The organism is bacterium (assembly GCA_037143175.1).
Classification (GTDB): domain Bacteria; phylum Verrucomicrobiota; class Kiritimatiellia; order CAIKKV01; family CAITUY01; genus JAABPW01.
Genome location: JBAWZF010000001.1, coordinates 99,724 through 116,649, shown reverse-complemented (window position 1 = coordinate 116,649; position 16,926 = coordinate 99,724). Strand labels below are relative to the sequence as shown.

The 16,926-nt window shown below is 53.5% G+C and carries 15 protein-coding genes; 6 read left to right on the top strand and 9 right to left on the bottom strand.

Annotated elements, in window-relative coordinates; all coding sequences use genetic code 11:
• Window positions 1–17: 17 nt before the first annotated feature.
• Genes WCI03_00495 through WCI03_00480 form a run of 4 tightly spaced genes read left to right on the top strand, consistent with a single transcriptional unit; the run spans window position 18 to window position 3,101 of the window.
• Window positions 18–659: an HAD family phosphatase gene (locus WCI03_00495; GenBank protein ID MEI8138324.1), complete on the top strand. Its 642-nt coding sequence runs from the start codon at window positions 18–20 to the stop codon at window positions 657–659.
• Complete coding sequence (locus tag WCI03_00490; protein MEI8138323.1) at window positions 656–2,404, top strand: O-antigen ligase family protein; 1,749 nt, start codon at window positions 656–658, stop codon at window positions 2,402–2,404. The genes WCI03_00495 and WCI03_00490 overlap by 4 nt, the downstream gene beginning before the upstream one ends.
• On the top strand, window positions 2,401–2,742 hold the full coding sequence (locus WCI03_00485; GenBank protein MEI8138322.1) for a hypothetical protein: 342 nt from the start codon (window positions 2,401–2,403) through the stop codon (window positions 2,740–2,742). Before WCI03_00490 ends, WCI03_00485 begins: the two co-directional genes overlap by 4 nt.
• Entirely contained in the window at window positions 2,742–3,101 is a 360-nt protein-coding gene (locus WCI03_00480; protein MEI8138321.1) for a hypothetical protein, read from the top strand. Before WCI03_00485 ends, WCI03_00480 begins: the two co-directional genes overlap by 1 nt.
• On the opposite strand, the gene WCI03_00475 is transcribed toward WCI03_00480, so the two are convergent.
• Together WCI03_00475 and WCI03_00470 are read right to left on the bottom strand one after the other, a co-directional pair.
• Window positions 3,091–3,669, bottom strand: coding sequence for a MarC family protein (locus WCI03_00475; GenBank protein ID MEI8138320.1), 579 nt, complete (start codon window positions 3,667–3,669; stop codon window positions 3,091–3,093). The genes WCI03_00480 and WCI03_00475 overlap by 11 nt on opposite strands.
• A 30-nt stretch (window positions 3,670–3,699) precedes the next feature.
• On the bottom strand, window positions 3,700–4,539 hold the full coding sequence (locus WCI03_00470) for an AraC family transcriptional regulator (protein ID MEI8138319.1): 840 nt from the start codon (window positions 4,537–4,539) through the stop codon (window positions 3,700–3,702).
• Between the two features lie 105 nt (window positions 4,540–4,644).
• Between WCI03_00470 and WCI03_00465 the strand changes: the two genes are divergently transcribed.
• The gene (locus WCI03_00465; GenBank protein ID MEI8138318.1) at window positions 4,645–5,784 is read left to right on the top strand and encodes a uroporphyrinogen decarboxylase family protein; all 1,140 of its coding nucleotides are present in this window, start codon (window positions 4,645–4,647) and stop codon (window positions 5,782–5,784) included.
• Here the strand turns inward: WCI03_00465 and WCI03_00460 are convergent.
• The 3 genes from WCI03_00460 to WCI03_00450 form a co-directional block, all read right to left on the bottom strand.
• The gene (locus tag WCI03_00460) at window positions 5,779–6,126 is read right to left on the bottom strand and encodes a hypothetical protein (protein ID MEI8138317.1); all 348 of its coding nucleotides are present in this window, start codon (window positions 6,124–6,126) and stop codon (window positions 5,779–5,781) included. The two genes, WCI03_00465 and WCI03_00460, sit on opposite strands and share 6 nt — an antisense overlap.
• A 90-nt stretch (window positions 6,127–6,216) precedes the next feature.
• Window positions 6,217–8,862, bottom strand: coding sequence for an alanine--tRNA ligase (alaS, locus tag WCI03_00455; GenBank protein ID MEI8138316.1), 2,646 nt, complete (start codon window positions 8,860–8,862; stop codon window positions 6,217–6,219).
• A 143-nt stretch (window positions 8,863–9,005) separates the two neighbouring features.
• A complete protein-coding gene (locus WCI03_00450) occupies window positions 9,006–10,124 on the bottom strand; it encodes an aldo/keto reductase (GenBank protein ID MEI8138315.1) in 1,119 nt (372 codons plus the stop codon).
• Between the two features lie 156 nt (window positions 10,125–10,280).
• Here WCI03_00450 and WCI03_00445 point away from each other — a divergent pair, with 156 nt between their 5' ends.
• Window positions 10,281–11,498: an MFS transporter gene (locus tag WCI03_00445; protein ID MEI8138314.1), complete on the top strand. Its 1,218-nt coding sequence runs from the start codon at window positions 10,281–10,283 to the stop codon at window positions 11,496–11,498.
• A gap of 71 nt (window positions 11,499–11,569) precedes the next feature.
• On the opposite strand, the gene WCI03_00440 is transcribed toward WCI03_00445, so the two are convergent.
• From WCI03_00440 to WCI03_00425, 4 genes are read right to left on the bottom strand one after another with little or no spacing between them, the layout of a single operon-like run.
• Window positions 11,570–13,387, bottom strand: a complete 1,818-nt coding sequence (locus WCI03_00440) for a VWA domain-containing protein (GenBank protein MEI8138313.1) — start codon at window positions 13,385–13,387, stop codon at window positions 11,570–11,572.
• 4 nt (window positions 13,388–13,391) lie between these two features.
• Window positions 13,392–15,695, bottom strand: a complete 2,304-nt coding sequence (locus WCI03_00435) for a tetratricopeptide repeat protein (GenBank protein ID MEI8138312.1) — start codon at window positions 15,693–15,695, stop codon at window positions 13,392–13,394.
• Window positions 15,695–16,123 (bottom strand): biopolymer transporter ExbD, encoded by a 429-nt coding sequence (locus WCI03_00430; protein ID MEI8138311.1) that lies wholly within the window; start codon window positions 16,121–16,123, stop codon window positions 15,695–15,697. Before WCI03_00430 ends, WCI03_00435 begins: the two co-directional genes overlap by 1 nt.
• Window positions 16,120–16,842, bottom strand: a complete 723-nt coding sequence (locus WCI03_00425; protein MEI8138310.1) for a MotA/TolQ/ExbB proton channel family protein — start codon at window positions 16,840–16,842, stop codon at window positions 16,120–16,122. The genes WCI03_00430 and WCI03_00425 overlap by 4 nt, the downstream gene beginning before the upstream one ends.
• Window positions 16,843–16,926 lie beyond the last annotated feature (84 nt).

Sequence of the window (16,926 nt, the reverse complement as noted above, 5' to 3'; positions counted from 1 at the left end):
AATAGTATAGGGGGATCATGCCGATTAAGGCCTATATATTCGATTTAGACGGCACCCTATTGGATTCCGAAATACTTTGGTGCAAGGCCATGCAACAGCTTATTTACAGCCGGGGCCTGCCCGTAACTGATTCCTATGCCTGCGAGTTGGTCTTTGGTCGCTCCTGGGGTGACATCCTCGCCCGACTGCGTCAGGATTATCCATCAATCACAGAAGCGGCCTGGGTTCTTGAGCAGGAAAGTCAGCAATACTATGAAACCCTCCACGCCACCGTGGATATCCGGATTCACGGCTCCATCGACCTTCTTAAAAAACTGGCCGAGCGGTACCCTGTCGCCATCGTCTCCGGATCAACACGCCGCCAGATCGCTGATGCCATCGCGTTGATGGATATTCACGATTACGTTCAATTCTACCTGGGTAACGAGGATTATCCCCGCGGCAAGCCCGACCCCTCGGGATTCCTCCTTGCCGCCTGCCATTTCGGGATTGACCCGGAAAACTGTTTGGTTTTCGAGGACTCTTCCGCTGGCGTACGCGCCGCCAAAGCTGCGGGCATGCACTGCGTTGCATTGCATCAGAAGGGGCATCCGCCTCAAGACGTGAGCATGGCAGATGAAATCCTGTCCGATCTTGCAGAGTTTCACTTGGACTTATGATGGCAGCGGCAATATTTTTAACGCTGGTGGGGTCTATGCTGTTCCTGACCATTAGTGGTGGCGGCCTTTTCCCCATTACAGTCGGCATTGTGGCAATAGCAACCAGCGCACTGGCCTGCGTGGTCACCCACCGGAATTCCGGATCCCGCCCCCATCTCGAGATTAGCCTCGCACTCATCCTCCTCTTCATTCTGATTACCGCCCTTCCCCTGCCGCCGGCCCTGGATGCACTCGCCGGCTCATTGCGACATCAACAAAATCAGGCTGTTGTGACATCGATCCATGAGGCAGCACAATATGGGGCACTCCCCCTGATGGAGGAGCCCTGGTTCTGCCTGAGCCGGAACCGGGCGGGTACGCTCCGCTTTTTTCTCCTGCTGGCAGCCGCCATAAGTGCGTGCCTCCTGACTGCTGCCTTACCCTCAAAAGGCAGACTATTATTCTTGGGTTTCCTGGCCCTGCTGGGAACGGGTGTTGGAATAGCCGGACATATCGGCCAATGGAAAATTCCACAGGGGGATACCCTGTGGTGGTTTATTCCGGTCCCCCATGCACCCACTTCACCGGTAGGTTGCTTCCTCAACCGCAACCACTTCGGGGGATTTGTAGCCATGCTTTGTCCAGTTGCCCTGGCGCTCGCCGCCCATTCCATCAGTACACGACGATGGGTTGGCGCCATTTTTTATTTTGGACTGACCAGCCTGATGGGATGCGTGGTCTTCATGTCACTTTCCCGTGGTGCCATGCTGGCCATGGCTGTCGGCCTGGTAACAACGGCCCTGATCATTACCTTTCGACACCGACTACTCTGGGGGGGCATACTTCTCTGTTTAATGGCGGCAGGTAGTGGCCTGTTGGTTACACAAAGTCCGGCCATCCGCACACGTCTGGCAGGGATTCATAACCCGGCACAAGTTGACAGCGTTAACAGTCGTCTGAATGAATGGAAGGAATCCCTGCGAGTCTGGCCCCATTACCCCATCCTAGGGGCCGGAGCCAACGCCCTCCGCATGGTATACCCCCAATATCGGCAGACCAGTGTCGGCGCCCGTTTGATCCATGCAGAAAATGAATACATCCAACTCGTAGCCGAATGCGGGCTGCTGGGAGTGGGACTTGTCTTCATGGTGGCATGGAGCCTTCGACAAAGACTGAAACAAGCTTCTGCACGACCTCCTGCAGTCATCATTACCGCGGTTTCAGGCGCTCTGTCTGTCACGGCCATCCACTGCATCTTTGATTTCCCTGCTCATCTTCCGATCTATGCGCTTGTTCTGGGTGCGCTGGTCGGATTATTACTTACCCCGGTGCCAGAAACTCATCCCCGCTGTTGGCTGACCATGACGCCAGCACTGATCGCGCTTCTTGGGACTATCGCCATTGCCTGCTATCAACCCTCCGCGGTACGAACCATGGATGATCCAAATTATCTCTATAAGGCCAAATACCGGGACTTGCACCGTGCGCTGATCTGGGCACCAACATCATCGGCCTGGCTTTATCTGGGACGGACCATGTTTAAAGAAGGTTCGATAGTAAGGAATGGTCCTCTTTGCAGCCAGGCGGAATCCTTAATGACCCGTGCCGCGACACTGGATCCTCAAAATTACTGGCTTTGGTATGAAGTGGGCCAGATCCGGCTCAGCCTTGATGATAAGCAGCGGGCCACCGAGGCCTTTCAAAAGGCTCAAGCGCTCCGATCCTGGATGACCCCACCCGTAATCCCTGGGGGATCCACACCATGAACCACAGCCTCCTGGGTGCGTCATTTCCATTTGCCATAGCGCTTATCTGGTACTTAATACGGCACTGCCGGGCGAGTTTTGCCATGCTCATCATCACTCCCCTCGCCATGGCCATCTGCGGCGTGTGGGCGTCCATTCCGGATCTTCCCCGGTTAGTTGGCTGGCACTCACTCTATATGAAGCTCTCCATGGATCCACGGATCAATATCTTCTTCTGGCACTATACCATTGACCAGATTGAGACCGACTCCTCCTGGTATGCTGCGGGAATCTTTTTGCTGGGGATGGCGGTTATGCTGGCTGCCCTGCGTGAACTAAAAATACGGGAGACTCCCTGATGGCTCACGCTGCACTCCATTTCGCGGTGGGAATGACGGCGGGCATGGTGCTACTGGCTCCACGCCTCAGAACGGCCTGGCAAACGCGACGGCATGTGTACGCTGCCGCAAGGTGGTGGGTCCTCGCCGCCTGGGGCCTTGGCTTTGCCGCAATTGTGCCCAGCCTACTGAAATATGGAGGATGGCCGGAATCATTTTGTGCAGGCTGGTGGATGAATATATTCCTGCTACACCCCCTCCTCAACCGGCTTCTCCCCCAGAACCTGATTCTGGCCAGTTTCATATTCGGCAGTCTGATCGCCCTCCAATATCTGATCATACTGGCATCCATCCGGCGAATGAATCCGCCTAATGCATGAATTGGATGATACCTTTTCGCACCATCATCACGGCGATCGCGGCGAGCAGGAGACTGGCCAGTTTGGAGACGGCTTTGGTACCTGCCCGGCCCAAAAGGGAGGTAATGAAACCGGCGAAGTGGAAAACAATACCAGCCAGCAGAATGTTCATGATGGCGGCAGAGATCGTGGGAATAATTCCATACTGATCGACGAGCAGTAAGATGGTGGTCAGCACCGCTGGCCCGACAATCAGGGGAACCCCAACTGGAACAGCGCCGAGACTATCAGGATCCTCTGGATCCGGATGTTTATTGCTCACCAGAAGATCGCGCAATGAAATGGCAAAAAGCAGAACTCCCCCCGCGACCATGAAGTCGGAAGTCGTGATCCCCAGCAGTTGGAATACAGCCTTCCCGATCATCACAAAAACAATCGCCACCAGGGTGCCGGTAATCAGTGATTGCCAGATCACCTTCCGGAGCTTCTGTTGGTCAATGCCCTCGGTCAGGGCCAAAAACATCGGAAGCACACCCACCGCATCCACGGCAACAAACAGCGGCACAAAACACAACCAGAAATTATGCATAATCGTTCCCCTTGATAGAATTCACCACAGCTACCTAACAGAAGCAGGTGTCCGATGCATCACGCGCTTGAATACCCTCGAAAAATAAAAGGGATCATCATATCCCAGGCGTGCGGCCGTCTCCTTGACACTGAGTCCCTCATCACGCAGATAGCGGTAGGCCAACTGCATCTGCTCGCGATGAATGAACTGGGTGGGCGTGACTCCAAGCTGTTTCCTAAACAACGCATTCACATGTTCCGGGGTAACCCCAAATACATGAGCTAAACTGCGCCGGGTGATCTTCTGGTCGAGATGAGTACGAAGATATGACACCATGACCTTCATCCGCCCTGAAAAAACGCCCGACTGCCCTCCACTCCAGAACCCAGCTAACCTCACCCAGATTTCCTTAAGTATGGTCTCAAGCAACACCGCCCGATATTTATCATACCCCTCGAACACCGTCCGACAGCGCATAAACAGGTCATGAATGGCGGTATCGCCGTCCGTTCGGGTCACCCGCTGGGGGGGTGGCGAAAAGCCATAGTCTCCCTGCGCCCAGCTCGCACCGGGAATGAGCTCGCCATGAATACAACTAAAAACTGCATGAGCCAGCTCATCTACCCGCCTGACAGTGTGCCACTCCATCGGGGGAATCAGCAATACATCTCCGGCGCTCAAAATAAGGGGAGAAGCCGTTCGGGTTTCATAGGCAAAACGTCCTTCGATAATCAGGATTAATTCGAAATCCGGTATTTGTCGTTCGCCCCAATACCGCCCGCGACTGACCTCCAAGTAATTCGCAACACTCACAACAGGGCGAAGCTCATTCACCGTTAGCTGAATAAATTTCTTATTATTGTCCATGAAAACCCAACCGTCATCCATTGTTTTCCTGATCCATTCAATGTATACTAACTCATAGTAACTGGTTTTTGTTTTTAACAAATTACTTTTATTCATGTTCTGCAATATTAAGGAAGGATATACCTCATGAGCTCTCCCCAAAAAGTGATCACTCCCTGCCGTCAAAAATGGAAGGGCACCATGACTGACCGCCAGCGCTTCAACAACCAGATGCAGTATCTCCCGGTTGACCGCTGTTTCAACATGGAGTTTGGCTACTGGGAAGAGAACTTCAGCGAATGGGATCTATTTACAAAAAACAACATTAAGAATAATGACGAGGCGGATGTATTTTTCAGCTTTGATAAACAGGCCGTGACGGGAGGCAATGTATGGATGAGTCCGCCGTTCCCCCATGCGGTGATTGAGGAAACCGCGAACACGAAAATTGTCATGAACGGGGATGGTTTGCTGGCCGAGGTCCCCAAGGATGGCCACGACACAATCCCCCATTACATCAAGGCCAGCATCGTGACCCCGGACGACTGGAAACGCTGCAAGGAAGAACGGTTCCGGCTGGACGATCCCGCGCGCAAGGTAAATATCGAAGCGATGAAACGCGCTCATCCCACGACCCGGGACTATCCCCTGGGCGTCTGGTGCGGCTCAATGATCGGTAAAATTCGTGACATGCTGACTTTTGAGGGTCTCGCCTACGCTGGCTTTGACTACCCGGAAATGGTTGAGGACATGGTCGAAACGTCCTGCCAACTCGTCGAGAATGCCCTCGACCAGATGCTCCCCCAAATGGATTTCGACTTCGCGGCTGGCTGGGAGGATATTTGCTTTAAAAATGGGCCCATCGTCTCGGCCGATTTCTTCCGCGACGTCGTGATGCCTCGCTACAAACGAATTTCCAAACGCCTCCAAGCCGCAGGAATCAAGCTCTGGTGGATTGATTGTGATGGCGATGTGAGACCCATTTTAAAATATATGATGGAAGGGGGCATGAATTGCCTGTTCCCCTTTGAAGTCAATGGCTGCGCCCACCCGGCAGAACTGCTGGCTGAGTACGGCAAAGAACTGCGCATCATGGGCGGGTTCGATAAAATCGAGATGGCCAAAGGCCCCGACGCCATCAAAGCTTATATGAAAACCTTGATTCCGCTTGTCGAACGTGGCGGTTACATCCCGTTCTGCGATCATCGGTGCCCCCCCAATGTGAAACCGGAATATTACCTCTATTACCTGGATCTCAAGGAACAGATGTTCGGTCTGAAATCATAATTTCTTTAAAAAGTCACGGCAAGTATCAGTGGCTTCCACGACCTTGCCGTGTTTGCTGCATCGTTGTACGAAGGGATTCACCACATAGTGCTGACAGTGCCGGCAAAGGCGTTCCGCCTCGGCCTCATCAAACACCTTAATGACGCGGGAGACGTCGCTGTCATCAAACACCTTCGGCTTGCGCCGCTGCTTAAACGGCACCTCAGCCTCATCCAAATACTCATGTCCACAGGCCGCGCAGGTCAGGCTCTCCCCGACCTTCTTGAACCCGTCAAACTTAGGCACACGTTTAAGCAAACTTTCCTGCCCACATGCAGAACAAATTATCTCAACACTGGCCATTAAGCACTCCTTAGGGATCTCAGTTATCTGTTATCGGTTATGGTTATTCAGCCCCAATAACCAATAACTCAGAACAAATAACCCGCTCCCCTATACCAATTCACTTGCCTTCGCCACCGCCTCGGCAATCTTACTCACATCTTTGCCACCAGCCCGCGCCATGGCCGGCTGACCACCACCGCCGCCGCCCGCGATCTTGGCCACTTCCTTGATAATCTTGCCGGCATGGACTCCCTTCTTCACAAGATCAGGGCTCACAACCACGATAAACTGGGCCTTACCATCGCTTGTCGCACCGAGAACCACAACAGCAGATCCAGCCTTTTCGAGAGCCGCTTCCGCGAGATTCTTCAGGGCATCAGGAGAAACCTCGCCCACCGCAACGGCCATCAGTTTGACCCCTTTTACCTCTGCCGCAGCGGCCAGAACACCATCTAACTTCTGCATCGCTGCGGCATTTTCGTTATCCCTGATCTGCTTTTCAAGCGCCTTCACCTGATCCACAAGAGTGTCCACACGTCCGGGGATTTCGACTGCCGACACACTGAAACGCTTGGCCAAGCCCTCCAACATAGACCGGTCATTACACATCGCGTCATAGGCCGGGATGCCGGTCACGGCCTCGATGCGCCGAACTCCGGAAGCGATGGAACATTCCGACACGATCCTGAACAGGCCAATTGTGCCCGTGGCCGATACATGAGTTCCCCCACAGAGCTCACGACTGAATCCACCTACATTCACGACCCTCACGGTGTCACCATATTTCTCATCAAAGATGGCAACAATCCCCGATCCGGGCACATCTTTAAGAGCCATCTCACTGATGCCAACAGACGCATTGGCAATAATCAGTTCATTAACACGGCGCTCTACGGCAGCCAGCTCAAGCGGTGTTAGCGCCTGGAAGTAATTAAAGTCAAACCGCAGCCGCTCGGGAGAAACCATGGAGCCAGCCTGCTTAATGCTGGTGCCCACAATCTCTTTCAAGGCAAACTGCATTAAATGCGTTGCCGTATGGTGACGGGCCGTCGCCGCCCGTCTCTCGGGGTCCACAGTGGCTGACACCATCTCACTTGCCGTTATTTTACCGCGCGTCACCCGCCCCACATGAAGAACGATTCCTTCGGTCGGTTGCCGGGTATCCGTCACTTCAAACTCACCATCGGGGCCGGTAATGGTTCCACGATCCCCGACTTGTCCGCCTTTTTCTGGATAAAAAGATGTTTCCGCCAGCAGAATGGCGCCTTCCTGCCCTTCGAACATTGCTTCCACCACAGCACTAGCCCCAGCGGCATCCTTGCCCAATAGTTTCAGTACAGGGGCTTTGCCGGAAAGGCCGGCGTAACCGATGAATTTCGTTTTGATACCACTCGCAACAAGATCCGACACCAGATCCACATCAGCGTCCGCCGTGGCCGCCTTGCGGGCATTCCGAGCCCGTTTCCGCTGCTCATCCATCAAAACAGCAAACCGCTTTTCATCGACATCCAAACCTTTTTCTTTGGCGATTACCACGGTCAGGTCCAGCGGGAACCCGTAGGTATCGTAGAGTTTGAAGGCCGCATCTCCGGGGAACACAGTACTCCTAGAAGCAACCACGTCGGCAGTCACCTCATCAAACAGGAAAAGCCCCCGGTCAAGGGTCACAGAGAAACTCTCCTCCTCAGCCAGAATAGCCCGGGCAATCTCTTTGCGATGTTGACCTAACTCCGGGTATTGAGCACCCATCGTCTCCTCCAGTGTGGGCAGTAGCGCCGTCATAAAGGGCTTGGTAAAGCCGATCTTCCGTCCATAGCGAACCGCACGGCGCAGTAAACGACGCAACACATATCCCCGCCCGTCATTAGAGGGAAGCACCCCATCACCAATGGCAAAGGCGAGCGTCCGGAGGTGATCGGCAATCACCCGCATCGCCACCCCTCCCGATCCTTCATAGGGATACCCACTCATCTGGACCATCTTCTGGATCACGGGCTGAAAGATGTCGGTGTCGTAGTTGGAGGTCTTCCCCTGAATCACGGAAACCACACGTTCCAACCCCATCCCGGTATCGACGTGTTTGGCAGGAAGCTCCTCGAGAGACCCATCTTGTCGACGATTGTACTGCATGAAGACGTGATTCCAGATTTCGATCACCTCCTGCAGACCGGCATTGATCATATCCGGTGTGCAGCCATTGACCGTACGGTCAAAATGAATTTCAGAGCAGGGCCCGCAGGGGCCGGTTTCACCCATTTCCCAGAAGTTATCCTTTTCGGCAAATTTCAAAATATGGGTTGGATCAATGTCAGTGACCTCTTTCCAGATGGCAATTGCCTCATCATCATTCTTATAAACCGTAGCCCACAGACGGTTTTTGGGGAGTCCCCAGACCTTAGTTAGCAGTTCCCAGCCCCAGGCGATGGATTCCCGCTTGTAGTAATCCCCGAAAGACCAATTCCCCAGCATCTCGAAAAAGGTATGATGATAGGTATCATGGCCGACCTCTTCGAGGTCGTTATGTTTGCCGCTTACGCGAATACACTTCTGACTGTTAGCAACCCGCCCATACTGGCTCACACGGGCACCCAGAAAGATTTCCTTGAACTGGTTCATCCCGGCGTTGACGAACAGAAGCGTCGGATCCGCTTGCAATACCACAGGCGAACTGGGGACAATCTGATGTTGCTTGGACTTGTAGAAGTCCATAAACGATTGCCTGATTTCTGCCACCGTCATTGCTGATTTCGTCATAATAGCCATCCTTTTCGATCCAATCCAAAGCCCATACACAGAAACAATATCCATTATCAAAATAGGGCCAGAGGCTATACCACCCCTTGCTCTGATTCAAGCAATCTCCACAGCCTCAATTCATATTGATAACGCGGGAATTCTCACATGCGGAGTTCGCGCAGCATGGCCCGGATGCCCAGACTATTAGGACATTTCTGCTCGCACGCGCCGCACTCGTTACATCGGGCGGCGCTTTGCGCCTCCGGAATCCCCTTGAGTCCGCTCTGAGGCCAATCCGAAAGGCCAAAACACTTCCAGTTCCTGTAAACCTCCATATGCCGCGGAATGTCAACCCCTTGCGGACAAGGCATACAATAACGGCACATCGTACAAAAACGGTCGCCCAATGTGGCGCGCAACCGATCCAGGCCTTCACACATCGCCTCAAAATCAACCGAGCCGGGCACAAACTCCCGAACCGTTTTAACGTTCTGATCGAGCTGTTCCGTTCGATTCATGCCGGAGCAGGCAGTGCTCACGTTTGGATTGGAAAGAACAAATCGTAGTGCCATCTCGGTGGTAGGCAGATCCATCTTGAGCGCTTCCTTCAACTTGTCGGATTCAAAGGATAACATCCCCCCGGCGACAGGGCACATCGCCACAACGCCCACACCCAGTTCCCCTGCCCGCTTGATGGTCGGCTCATACTGACGATTCAATAAATTGTAAGGAACAGTCAGGCTGTCAAATAACCCCGTCTCAATGCATCGGGTGAAATTCTCCGGCGTATCGTGGCCGGTAAACCCGACATGCTGAATCAGACCTTCATTCTGGGCGCTTCGGATGGCTTCAAGCACACCACCACGTTTAAGCAGATGCGGCATATTGGCCCAGGCAAACCAGCCAACCTGGAAAAACTTGAAGTGAGTCAGCCCGAGAATATCGAGCTGGCGCTCGATCTCCTTTCGGAACCGGTAAGCCGTCTGGTCGGGACCGATGCCTTCCTTACCGGAAATAATAACCCCTGCTGTTTTACCAACAAGTCCCGGAGCCGTACGATGCTGACAGGTGCCGCCCAGGTAATACCGTGTAGTCTCGAAATAATTGACTCCCATATCTATGGCCTGAGCAATGAGCGAAGTGTTATAAGGCTGATCCTCGCCCAAACGCATACAACCAAAAGACAGGGCGGACACGGTCATACCGGTCTTACCAAAGGGACGATATCGCATGGTATCCGCTTTGCAGTTTAAAGGCTCACTGTTTGAAGGCATCTTCATAATTATTCCACTTTTCTGATGGTGCTGGCACGTACTCCGAAACTCAGATATAAAAAATCACGGATTAAGAAAGTGTCAAAATCGAGACGGAAACACAATCAAGTAGATCTAACTTCACGCTTTCTCTGGTTTTCACCCTATGGTACGTTCCGGCCCATGCAAATTTCTCGACAGCGATTATCTCTCTGCATTTACTTACTGCCAGCGGTTGCCGATATGGTGGTTGCCCAGTTTATGTTCATCAATGCGATCCGTCTGTCGCAGCAAGGGGCAAGCGCCACGATCGTAGCCAATACCCTTACCACATGGAGCCTGGTCTATCTTGTGGCCTGCCCGGTAATTGGACGATTTATCACCGCCGCGAATGCATCGCGCCTGATGGTGGCCTCCATGGGTGGTCTTTCAGTGCTGAGCCTGCTCTTTACCCTCATTCCCGGGGTTATCGGGGTTTACATCCTCATGGCGCTGGCGGGCATTGCAACGGCGCTATTCTTTCTGCCATTTCAGGTCTTCATGAAGGCCGTGGATGGGGCCAATAACAAACCCCTCACCTACTCGACCGGACTTTACACCTTTGCCTGGAGCATGGGCTTTGCCATCGGCCCCTTTGTCTCCGGACTTCTGATGGAACTTGGCACCTCAACACCGGATGTCGCCAACACAGGCTGGAAATGCGCCTGCTATTTCGCATCAGTCATGTCGGCCCTGACAGGAATAGCCATTTTCTTTCTGAGAGACTTTGCCCAGTCACCGCAAACCAATACTGATCGACTCGTCGTGACGCCCCTCCCTCCCGAATCAAAACCAGTGAACTATTCGCGTCAATCTGACCTCGCCTGGCTTGGGTGGATCAGTGCAGGCGTGGGTGTCATCGTACTTACATTTATTCGCGCCGTCTTCCCTGTACGCGGAGAAACCTTCCTTCATCTGACTCAAAGTTTTCAAGGGCTGCTCTTTTTCTTACTAAGTGCCGCCCAGGGGCTGACGGGATTAGCATTATGCTGGAGTCGGTTCTGGATGTACCGCCCCACCACAATAGCAATATTTGGCAGCTTGGGTATGGCGGGAATGCTGATGCTGGGCTTTGCTCAATCTCCCCTAATACTCTGCACTGGTGCCATAGTGTTCGGGATCTATGCAGGCAGCTTTTTCTTCTACCTGGTTTTTCACGCTCTGGTTCACCCCCAGAGAAGTTCGCAATATGTGGCGATCAATGAAAGTGTGGTGGGCATCTGCACGATGCTGGGCGCCATGCTGGGAGGACTCCTGGCCGACCGATTCGGGTTCGGCACACTCTACGCCACAGGCGCAACCCTCATTCTACTGGCCTTAATCCTGCAAGGGTTCATCCACAACCGCAAACCGTTGAGGTAAAAGAGCCCTAAGTTATTAGTTATCTGGAGAGGTTATTGGGAATTCCCAGTAACCAATAACGAATAACCATTTTACTGCTGAAGCTCGGTCTTGTAAGGGATCTTGATTTTATAGGCCTTGCCCAAGCGGCCAAGCTCAGTGATGACCCCGGGCTGTTTCGTGCGGGTGTGCTCCCCGATGAGATAATAGGCACGCTGCCAAGCCCAACTTTTCCTAACGCCTTCATCCGCCACCAAGGCCGTTGCAAGATCCAAATCAAAAACCATATCACACTTGATCTCATCGGCCTGCCCTGTAGCCTGGAATACCAGATGCGGCGTCCCTTTAAGATACCGCCCGTAAATCACCAACGGCCGGTCGAGATACAGATTTGCCGTCAGAGCCGGGTAGGCCTCACAATACGTCTGGCCTGCAAACCGGAACCGCACATCGGATAACACCGGACGACTCACTTCCCGCACACGATTCTCCAACACGGCCGGTATATCCCAGCGGCCAGTCTTGACAATATAAGTATCGCCACGGTTCCGATAACTTAAGAGATCCAGCAAATAGGCATCGACACCGGGGAAAGTACCTACCGTGAAAACGGACACCTGCCCCTGATTGGCCTGACTGAAAGCCTCAATGATCCGGGTGTGATCAGTCATTCCCATGGTCGCAACCCCATCACTCGCAACAACCATGATGACCGGGCGACCAGGCTTACGGGGTAACTGAAGCAAATCTTTAAGAGAATCATAGATATCGGTATTGCCAACCGATTCCATCCGTCCGATGAATTCCCGTGCCCGCTGAAGATTATCAGGATCCACAGTCGCCCAGGTATCGAAGCACTTCACAACCGAATCACGAAATTCCACTACGTTGAAGCGGTCACCCGGAGCCAGAAGATCAAGGGACTTGAGCAGTCCCTCGCGGCAATAATGGAGTTTCTGCTCAGTGATACTGGCCGAGCCGTCCTGGACCAAAATCATATCTTTTGTCAGCACAGGCAACAGGTCCGCCGTCCGGCGCTTGATCTCAATACGGCAGTAATCATACAGTTCGCCCCTCGGCGTATGATAGACATACACGTCTGCTTTCAGGTGCCGCTCCAGGGCCTTAAGGATATTGACGCGGGCCTGCTTCTCCTCGATAAGTTTCTTGGGCTCCTCTTCAATAACCTTTTTAGGAGGTGGCACATCCCGCGCGGCACGCCCTAACCCCACTCCGGCAGGCACGTTCCGCCCCCAGGTAAATTTAGAGGGATCATCCACCAGGTAATAGGCTCCCGTAGAGACCAACCCGCTTTCCAGGGCTTCCCTGCTGGCTGGTGCTGAAATATCCAATCCGGTCTCCCCGCGGGGAACTGTATCCATATATCGCCGCGGCTTCCGCAGGGCGGCATCATCTTTTACAATGGCCTTATTGATACTCAGAATTTCCTGACAGGGTTCCCAGAGCGGACGATCCACCGGCACCGGTTCGGCCAGATTCCGTTGCTCGCCGATCAATACCCCCGCCCCCACCTGCCGCGGCTCCACCGCCGACTCGTCCATCGCGCGCCGTATAGTTGTCGCCTCGGTTCCAACATCACCAGCCACCTCACCACGTGCAGTCTCAGGCTTGAATTTCGGAGGGCGCCGGTCAACATCCGGCAGTTCAGGCACCGGCTTCACATCCTCCAATTTCAGGGAAATCTGTTTCTCCGAGGCTGGGCGGGCGGTCATCTTATAGACACTGAAACCCGGAAGCATAAGAAAGACGGCTATATGCAAAAGGAGTGATGCCAGTATGGCGATGCCATACCAAACCAGATTGCGGCGGCGGATCTGCCGGATCATCTCCACGGCGCCTAAGGCCTGGTTTTTCTTTCGGAAATTGAGTTGTCTCTGAGTCATGTTCATGGGATTAATTCTTTTTTACCCAATCACTATCAGGGTAACGCTCCAGCAATTCTTTTTTAGCCTTCAAGGCGTCATCCACACGACCCGCCGCAGTAAATTCCGCAACTGCCAAGTACAAACATTCCGGGACCAAATCCGGATCATCAAATAACACCGCCACACTCAGAAAATGACGCGCGGCGCCTCCATGATCCCCTTTTGCCTTCAGTGATTTTCCGATTCCGGCATAAGCTTGGACACGAATGGGAAGTAACAAATCAGTTCCCGCCAACGTGGCCGACTCCTCAAACGCACGTTTAGCCTTATCGGCATCATTACCCAATAGATTCAGCTCACCCAGCTTAAGCCACGCTTCAGCCAATGCCTGACTTTTAAAACTTACCCCCGTCACCCGCTCAAAAGCCTGTCTGGCATCCTCAGTCTTCCCCTGCCCCATCAGAATTTTACCCTTCAGGCACCAGGCCGTTTGCTTCCAGTTATCCGTTTTTGCCTCGGTCAGCAGTAATTCAACCACTTCGGACGCCTTGGCATACTCATGCTTTTTTAGCTGATAATCACCCAGCCATTCCAGCAATTCGATGGGAAATTTTTCGCGCAGCGGCGAGCGAATCAGCTCTTGCAGAATGGGCGCGGCATCATCCGGTTTTGCTCTCCGCTGAAGCACCAGGGCCAGACGGAAATTGGCCCGCTGCCGCAAATCATCAGAGGGAGGCGGCACCGCCGTAAACACCTGACGAAAGGACGCCTCAGACTCCTCGAATTTACCGGCTTCCTCCAACAATACCCCGCTCCAGAAGCGGGCATCAGCCAGATATTTCGTGGCGGAAAATTTCACGAGAAGCTCACGCCAGGTTTCCATCGCCTGGGCATCCCTCCTCAAATAGGTTTCGCTAATTGCCTTCTGATAGAGGGAATCCTCAACAAACCGGCATTGCGGGAATTTCTCGAGTAACCGGGAATAAGCAGCCACAGCCTGCTCCGGCTTTTTCGCCGTTCCAAGGCAGGAAGCCTGGGCAAAAATGGCCTGAGGAACCAATTCATGTTTCGGAAAATCTGCCGCAAGCCGCCCAAACAACTCGGCAGCCTGTAAAAGGTCGCCCTTCTTCTGGAGCAAATGGGCCAGTCGGTACAACGCATCCCCCGCCAGCATGGAGTCAGGATACTGGTCAAGCAGCATACGGTAATACTGAACAGCGCTGGCATCATCATTGAGCGCCGCACTCGACTCCGCCAAAAGCCAGCATACATCCCGCTTCACGCGATCGTTAGTAATCAGTCCCCGCGCCTGGTCAATTGCCGCCTGAAAACGCCCGAGCTTGAATAATACCAGGGCCCGTTCGTAGACCGCACTGACTGCGGAATCCCCCGATGGATTATGCTTTAGCAACTCAGCATACGTCTCAGCGGCCTCCTCGTTTTTCATAACCTGCCGCAAACAGTTTGCCTTGAGATAAAGCCATTCAGGAATCTTTCCAGCCTCCTCCGCCGATTCGGTCGCTGCATCCCCATAAATTTTCAAAGCCTCGGCAAAGCGCTTGGAGTTGTAAAGCGCCCAAGCCTGTTGCAGCCGCGATTGGACCACACGCTCATCTTTCGGATATTGAGTGGCTAATTTTTCATAGGCTTGCGCTGCGGCATCATAGTCTTTCCGGGAATAGCAGAAGTCTCCAAGCTGGAACAAAGCCTCGGCGCCCATCCGTGGCGATCCCGGAGCAGCTGCCGCCAATCCATAGAGAAGTGCGGCCCGCTTGCCCTCGCCGCGCCGGTCAATCCCTGCCAGTGCAAGAGCCGCATAGGGAATTAACTGGGTACCCGTATACTTCGTTAACACCGCATCATAGGCACTAGCCGCCTCATCCAGCTTCCCTTGCTTCTCCAGGGCGCCCCCCAACGCAAACTGACAAGCCGCCCCCATCTCAGGCATCGGGGACCCCTTGAGCATGGAATTGAGCAACTGAATCTGCTCTTCGCGCTTCCCGCTCTGTTCCAATAGTTCGGCCCGGCGCAAGCCGGCACGGTAATGGGACTCACCCCCGGCAAACTCATCAAATACCCGCTGATACGCCTGACCGGCCTCCTGGGTTCTGCCAAGCGAGCGGAAACATTCGCCCATCCGGTACATGACAACGTCATTCGAAGCATTCTGGGGATTCTGCGTCAGATAGGCCTGATACTCCTTCAGCGCTGTCTCCCACATACCGCGGGAATAAAGGCCATCCGCAAACTGCAACTGCTCAACTTCACTGAGGGCAAAAACCGGCAATGATGAAAAAATGATCAGCGAAAAAATGACAGCCAGTTTCACCATCACGGTTCGCCCTTCTTTTCAACAAAGCCAGTGGCAAAAGACACATTCCAGATGTCGGCCTGGCGGCAAAGATCAAGGACGCGGATCACATGTTGATACGCCGTCTCACTGTCGGCACGCAACAACACCGGCTGGCCGGGAAAAAGCACGACCAACCGCTTGAGCAGCGCCGAGAGTTCGGGATCACTGAGTTTCCGCCCATTCACCACGGTCGCGCCATTTTTCATGATATTCAGGATAATTTCACCCGGCAGGCGCTGCTCAATCTTCGCAGTAGAAGCCGTGGGCAACTTGACATCCAACTCGGCTTCCCACTGCGTAAAGATCTGACTCATGATGGAGTAGCAGAGCAGAACCAGCAAAAAATCCACCATCGGCGCGATCTGAAAGGCGATGGGATTAGGTTGATGTTTTGCCCGAAAGTTCATTTACCCCTCTTGCTTAACAGGATGTTCATGACTTGCCCTGAAGATACCTCAAGTTCAGCAATGATCCGGGCGGCGCGGTTGCGGAAGAAAGCATAGAAGGCCATGGCTGGAATACCCACAATTAGACCCGCCGCCGTGGCAATCAAGGCCTCACCCACCCCTGCGGCCAGCAGCATCGGTTTGGCTTTGGTCAAATCCAACGCTACCGCATTGAAGGCGTGAATCATTCCAAACACGGTTCCCAGCAGTCCCACCATCGGGGAGAGTACCGCCAGATCGAACAAGTATTGGGTCTGACCCTGGATAATAAGAGCCTGGCGCCCTCCTTCAGACTCAATAACATCTTTGAGGAGTGGAGGCGAGATTTCACCGGATCGCGCATAATCAATGGCGGCGACGGCTACCTCGGAGAAGGCGCAGGGTTTATACCCGCACGCGGAACGAGCATCGGCCAGTTCCCCTGCTTCCAGCTTATCCAATACATCATCCTTCAACATCTGAGGAACCACCTGATTGCGGCGCAAAACGAAGAAAAAGTAGATCACCAGTGCCAGTCCCACAATGGACATTACTCCGAGGGCCACCATCACCACTCCCCCGCGGCTCAGCATTTCCATCAAGGAAACTTTCTGTGATAAGAGATCGTCTTTACCCGCCACCGTTTCGGCCAGCGTCGATGTTGCCGTCAATGCCAGCATCAAGGTCGTCATCCATTTCATATTCATACGCATATCCCTATTCTCCTAACCCGGCAATGCCGGAAGTTAAAAACATATATCTAGAGGCTAACGACGAAGTTTTAC

Excerpts from the sequence above, each read along its gene's own strand:
- WCI03_00490 (MEI8138323.1), top strand. The coding sequence starts at position 656 with ATGATGGCAGCGGCAATATTTTTAACGCTGGTGGGGTCTATGCTGTTC.
- WCI03_00475 (MEI8138320.1), bottom strand. The coding sequence starts at position 3,669 with ATGCATAATTTCTGGTTGTGTTTTGTGCCGCTGTTTGTTGCCGTGGAT.
- WCI03_00460 (MEI8138317.1), bottom strand. The coding sequence starts at position 6,126 with ATGGCCAGTGTTGAGATAATTTGTTCTGCATGTGGGCAGGAAAGTTTG.
- WCI03_00445 (MEI8138314.1), top strand. The coding sequence starts at position 10,281 with ATGCAAATTTCTCGACAGCGATTATCTCTCTGCATTTACTTACTGCCA.
- WCI03_00430 (MEI8138311.1), bottom strand. The coding sequence starts at position 16,123 with ATGAACTTTCGGGCAAAACATCAACCTAATCCCATCGCCTTTCAGATC.
- WCI03_00450 (MEI8138315.1), bottom strand. The coding sequence starts at position 10,124 with ATGAAGATGCCTTCAAACAGTGAGCCTTTAAACTGCAAAGCGGATACC.
- WCI03_00425 (MEI8138310.1), bottom strand. The coding sequence starts at position 16,842 with ATGAAATGGATGACGACCTTGATGCTGGCATTGACGGCAACATCGACG.
- WCI03_00480 (MEI8138321.1), top strand. The coding sequence starts at position 2,742 with ATGGCTCACGCTGCACTCCATTTCGCGGTGGGAATGACGGCGGGCATG.
- WCI03_00485 (MEI8138322.1), top strand. The coding sequence starts at position 2,401 with ATGAACCACAGCCTCCTGGGTGCGTCATTTCCATTTGCCATAGCGCTT.
- alaS (MEI8138316.1), bottom strand. The coding sequence starts at position 8,862 with ATGACGAAATCAGCAATGACGGTGGCAGAAATCAGGCAATCGTTTATG.
- WCI03_00470 (MEI8138319.1), bottom strand. The coding sequence starts at position 4,539 with ATGGATGACGGTTGGGTTTTCATGGACAATAATAAGAAATTTATTCAG.
- WCI03_00440 (MEI8138313.1), bottom strand. The coding sequence starts at position 13,387 with ATGAACATGACTCAGAGACAACTCAATTTCCGAAAGAAAAACCAGGCC.
- WCI03_00465 (MEI8138318.1), top strand. The coding sequence starts at position 4,645 with ATGAGCTCTCCCCAAAAAGTGATCACTCCCTGCCGTCAAAAATGGAAG.
- WCI03_00495 (MEI8138324.1), top strand. The coding sequence starts at position 18 with ATGCCGATTAAGGCCTATATATTCGATTTAGACGGCACCCTATTGGAT.
- WCI03_00435 (MEI8138312.1), bottom strand. The coding sequence starts at position 15,695 with ATGGTGAAACTGGCTGTCATTTTTTCGCTGATCATTTTTTCATCATTG.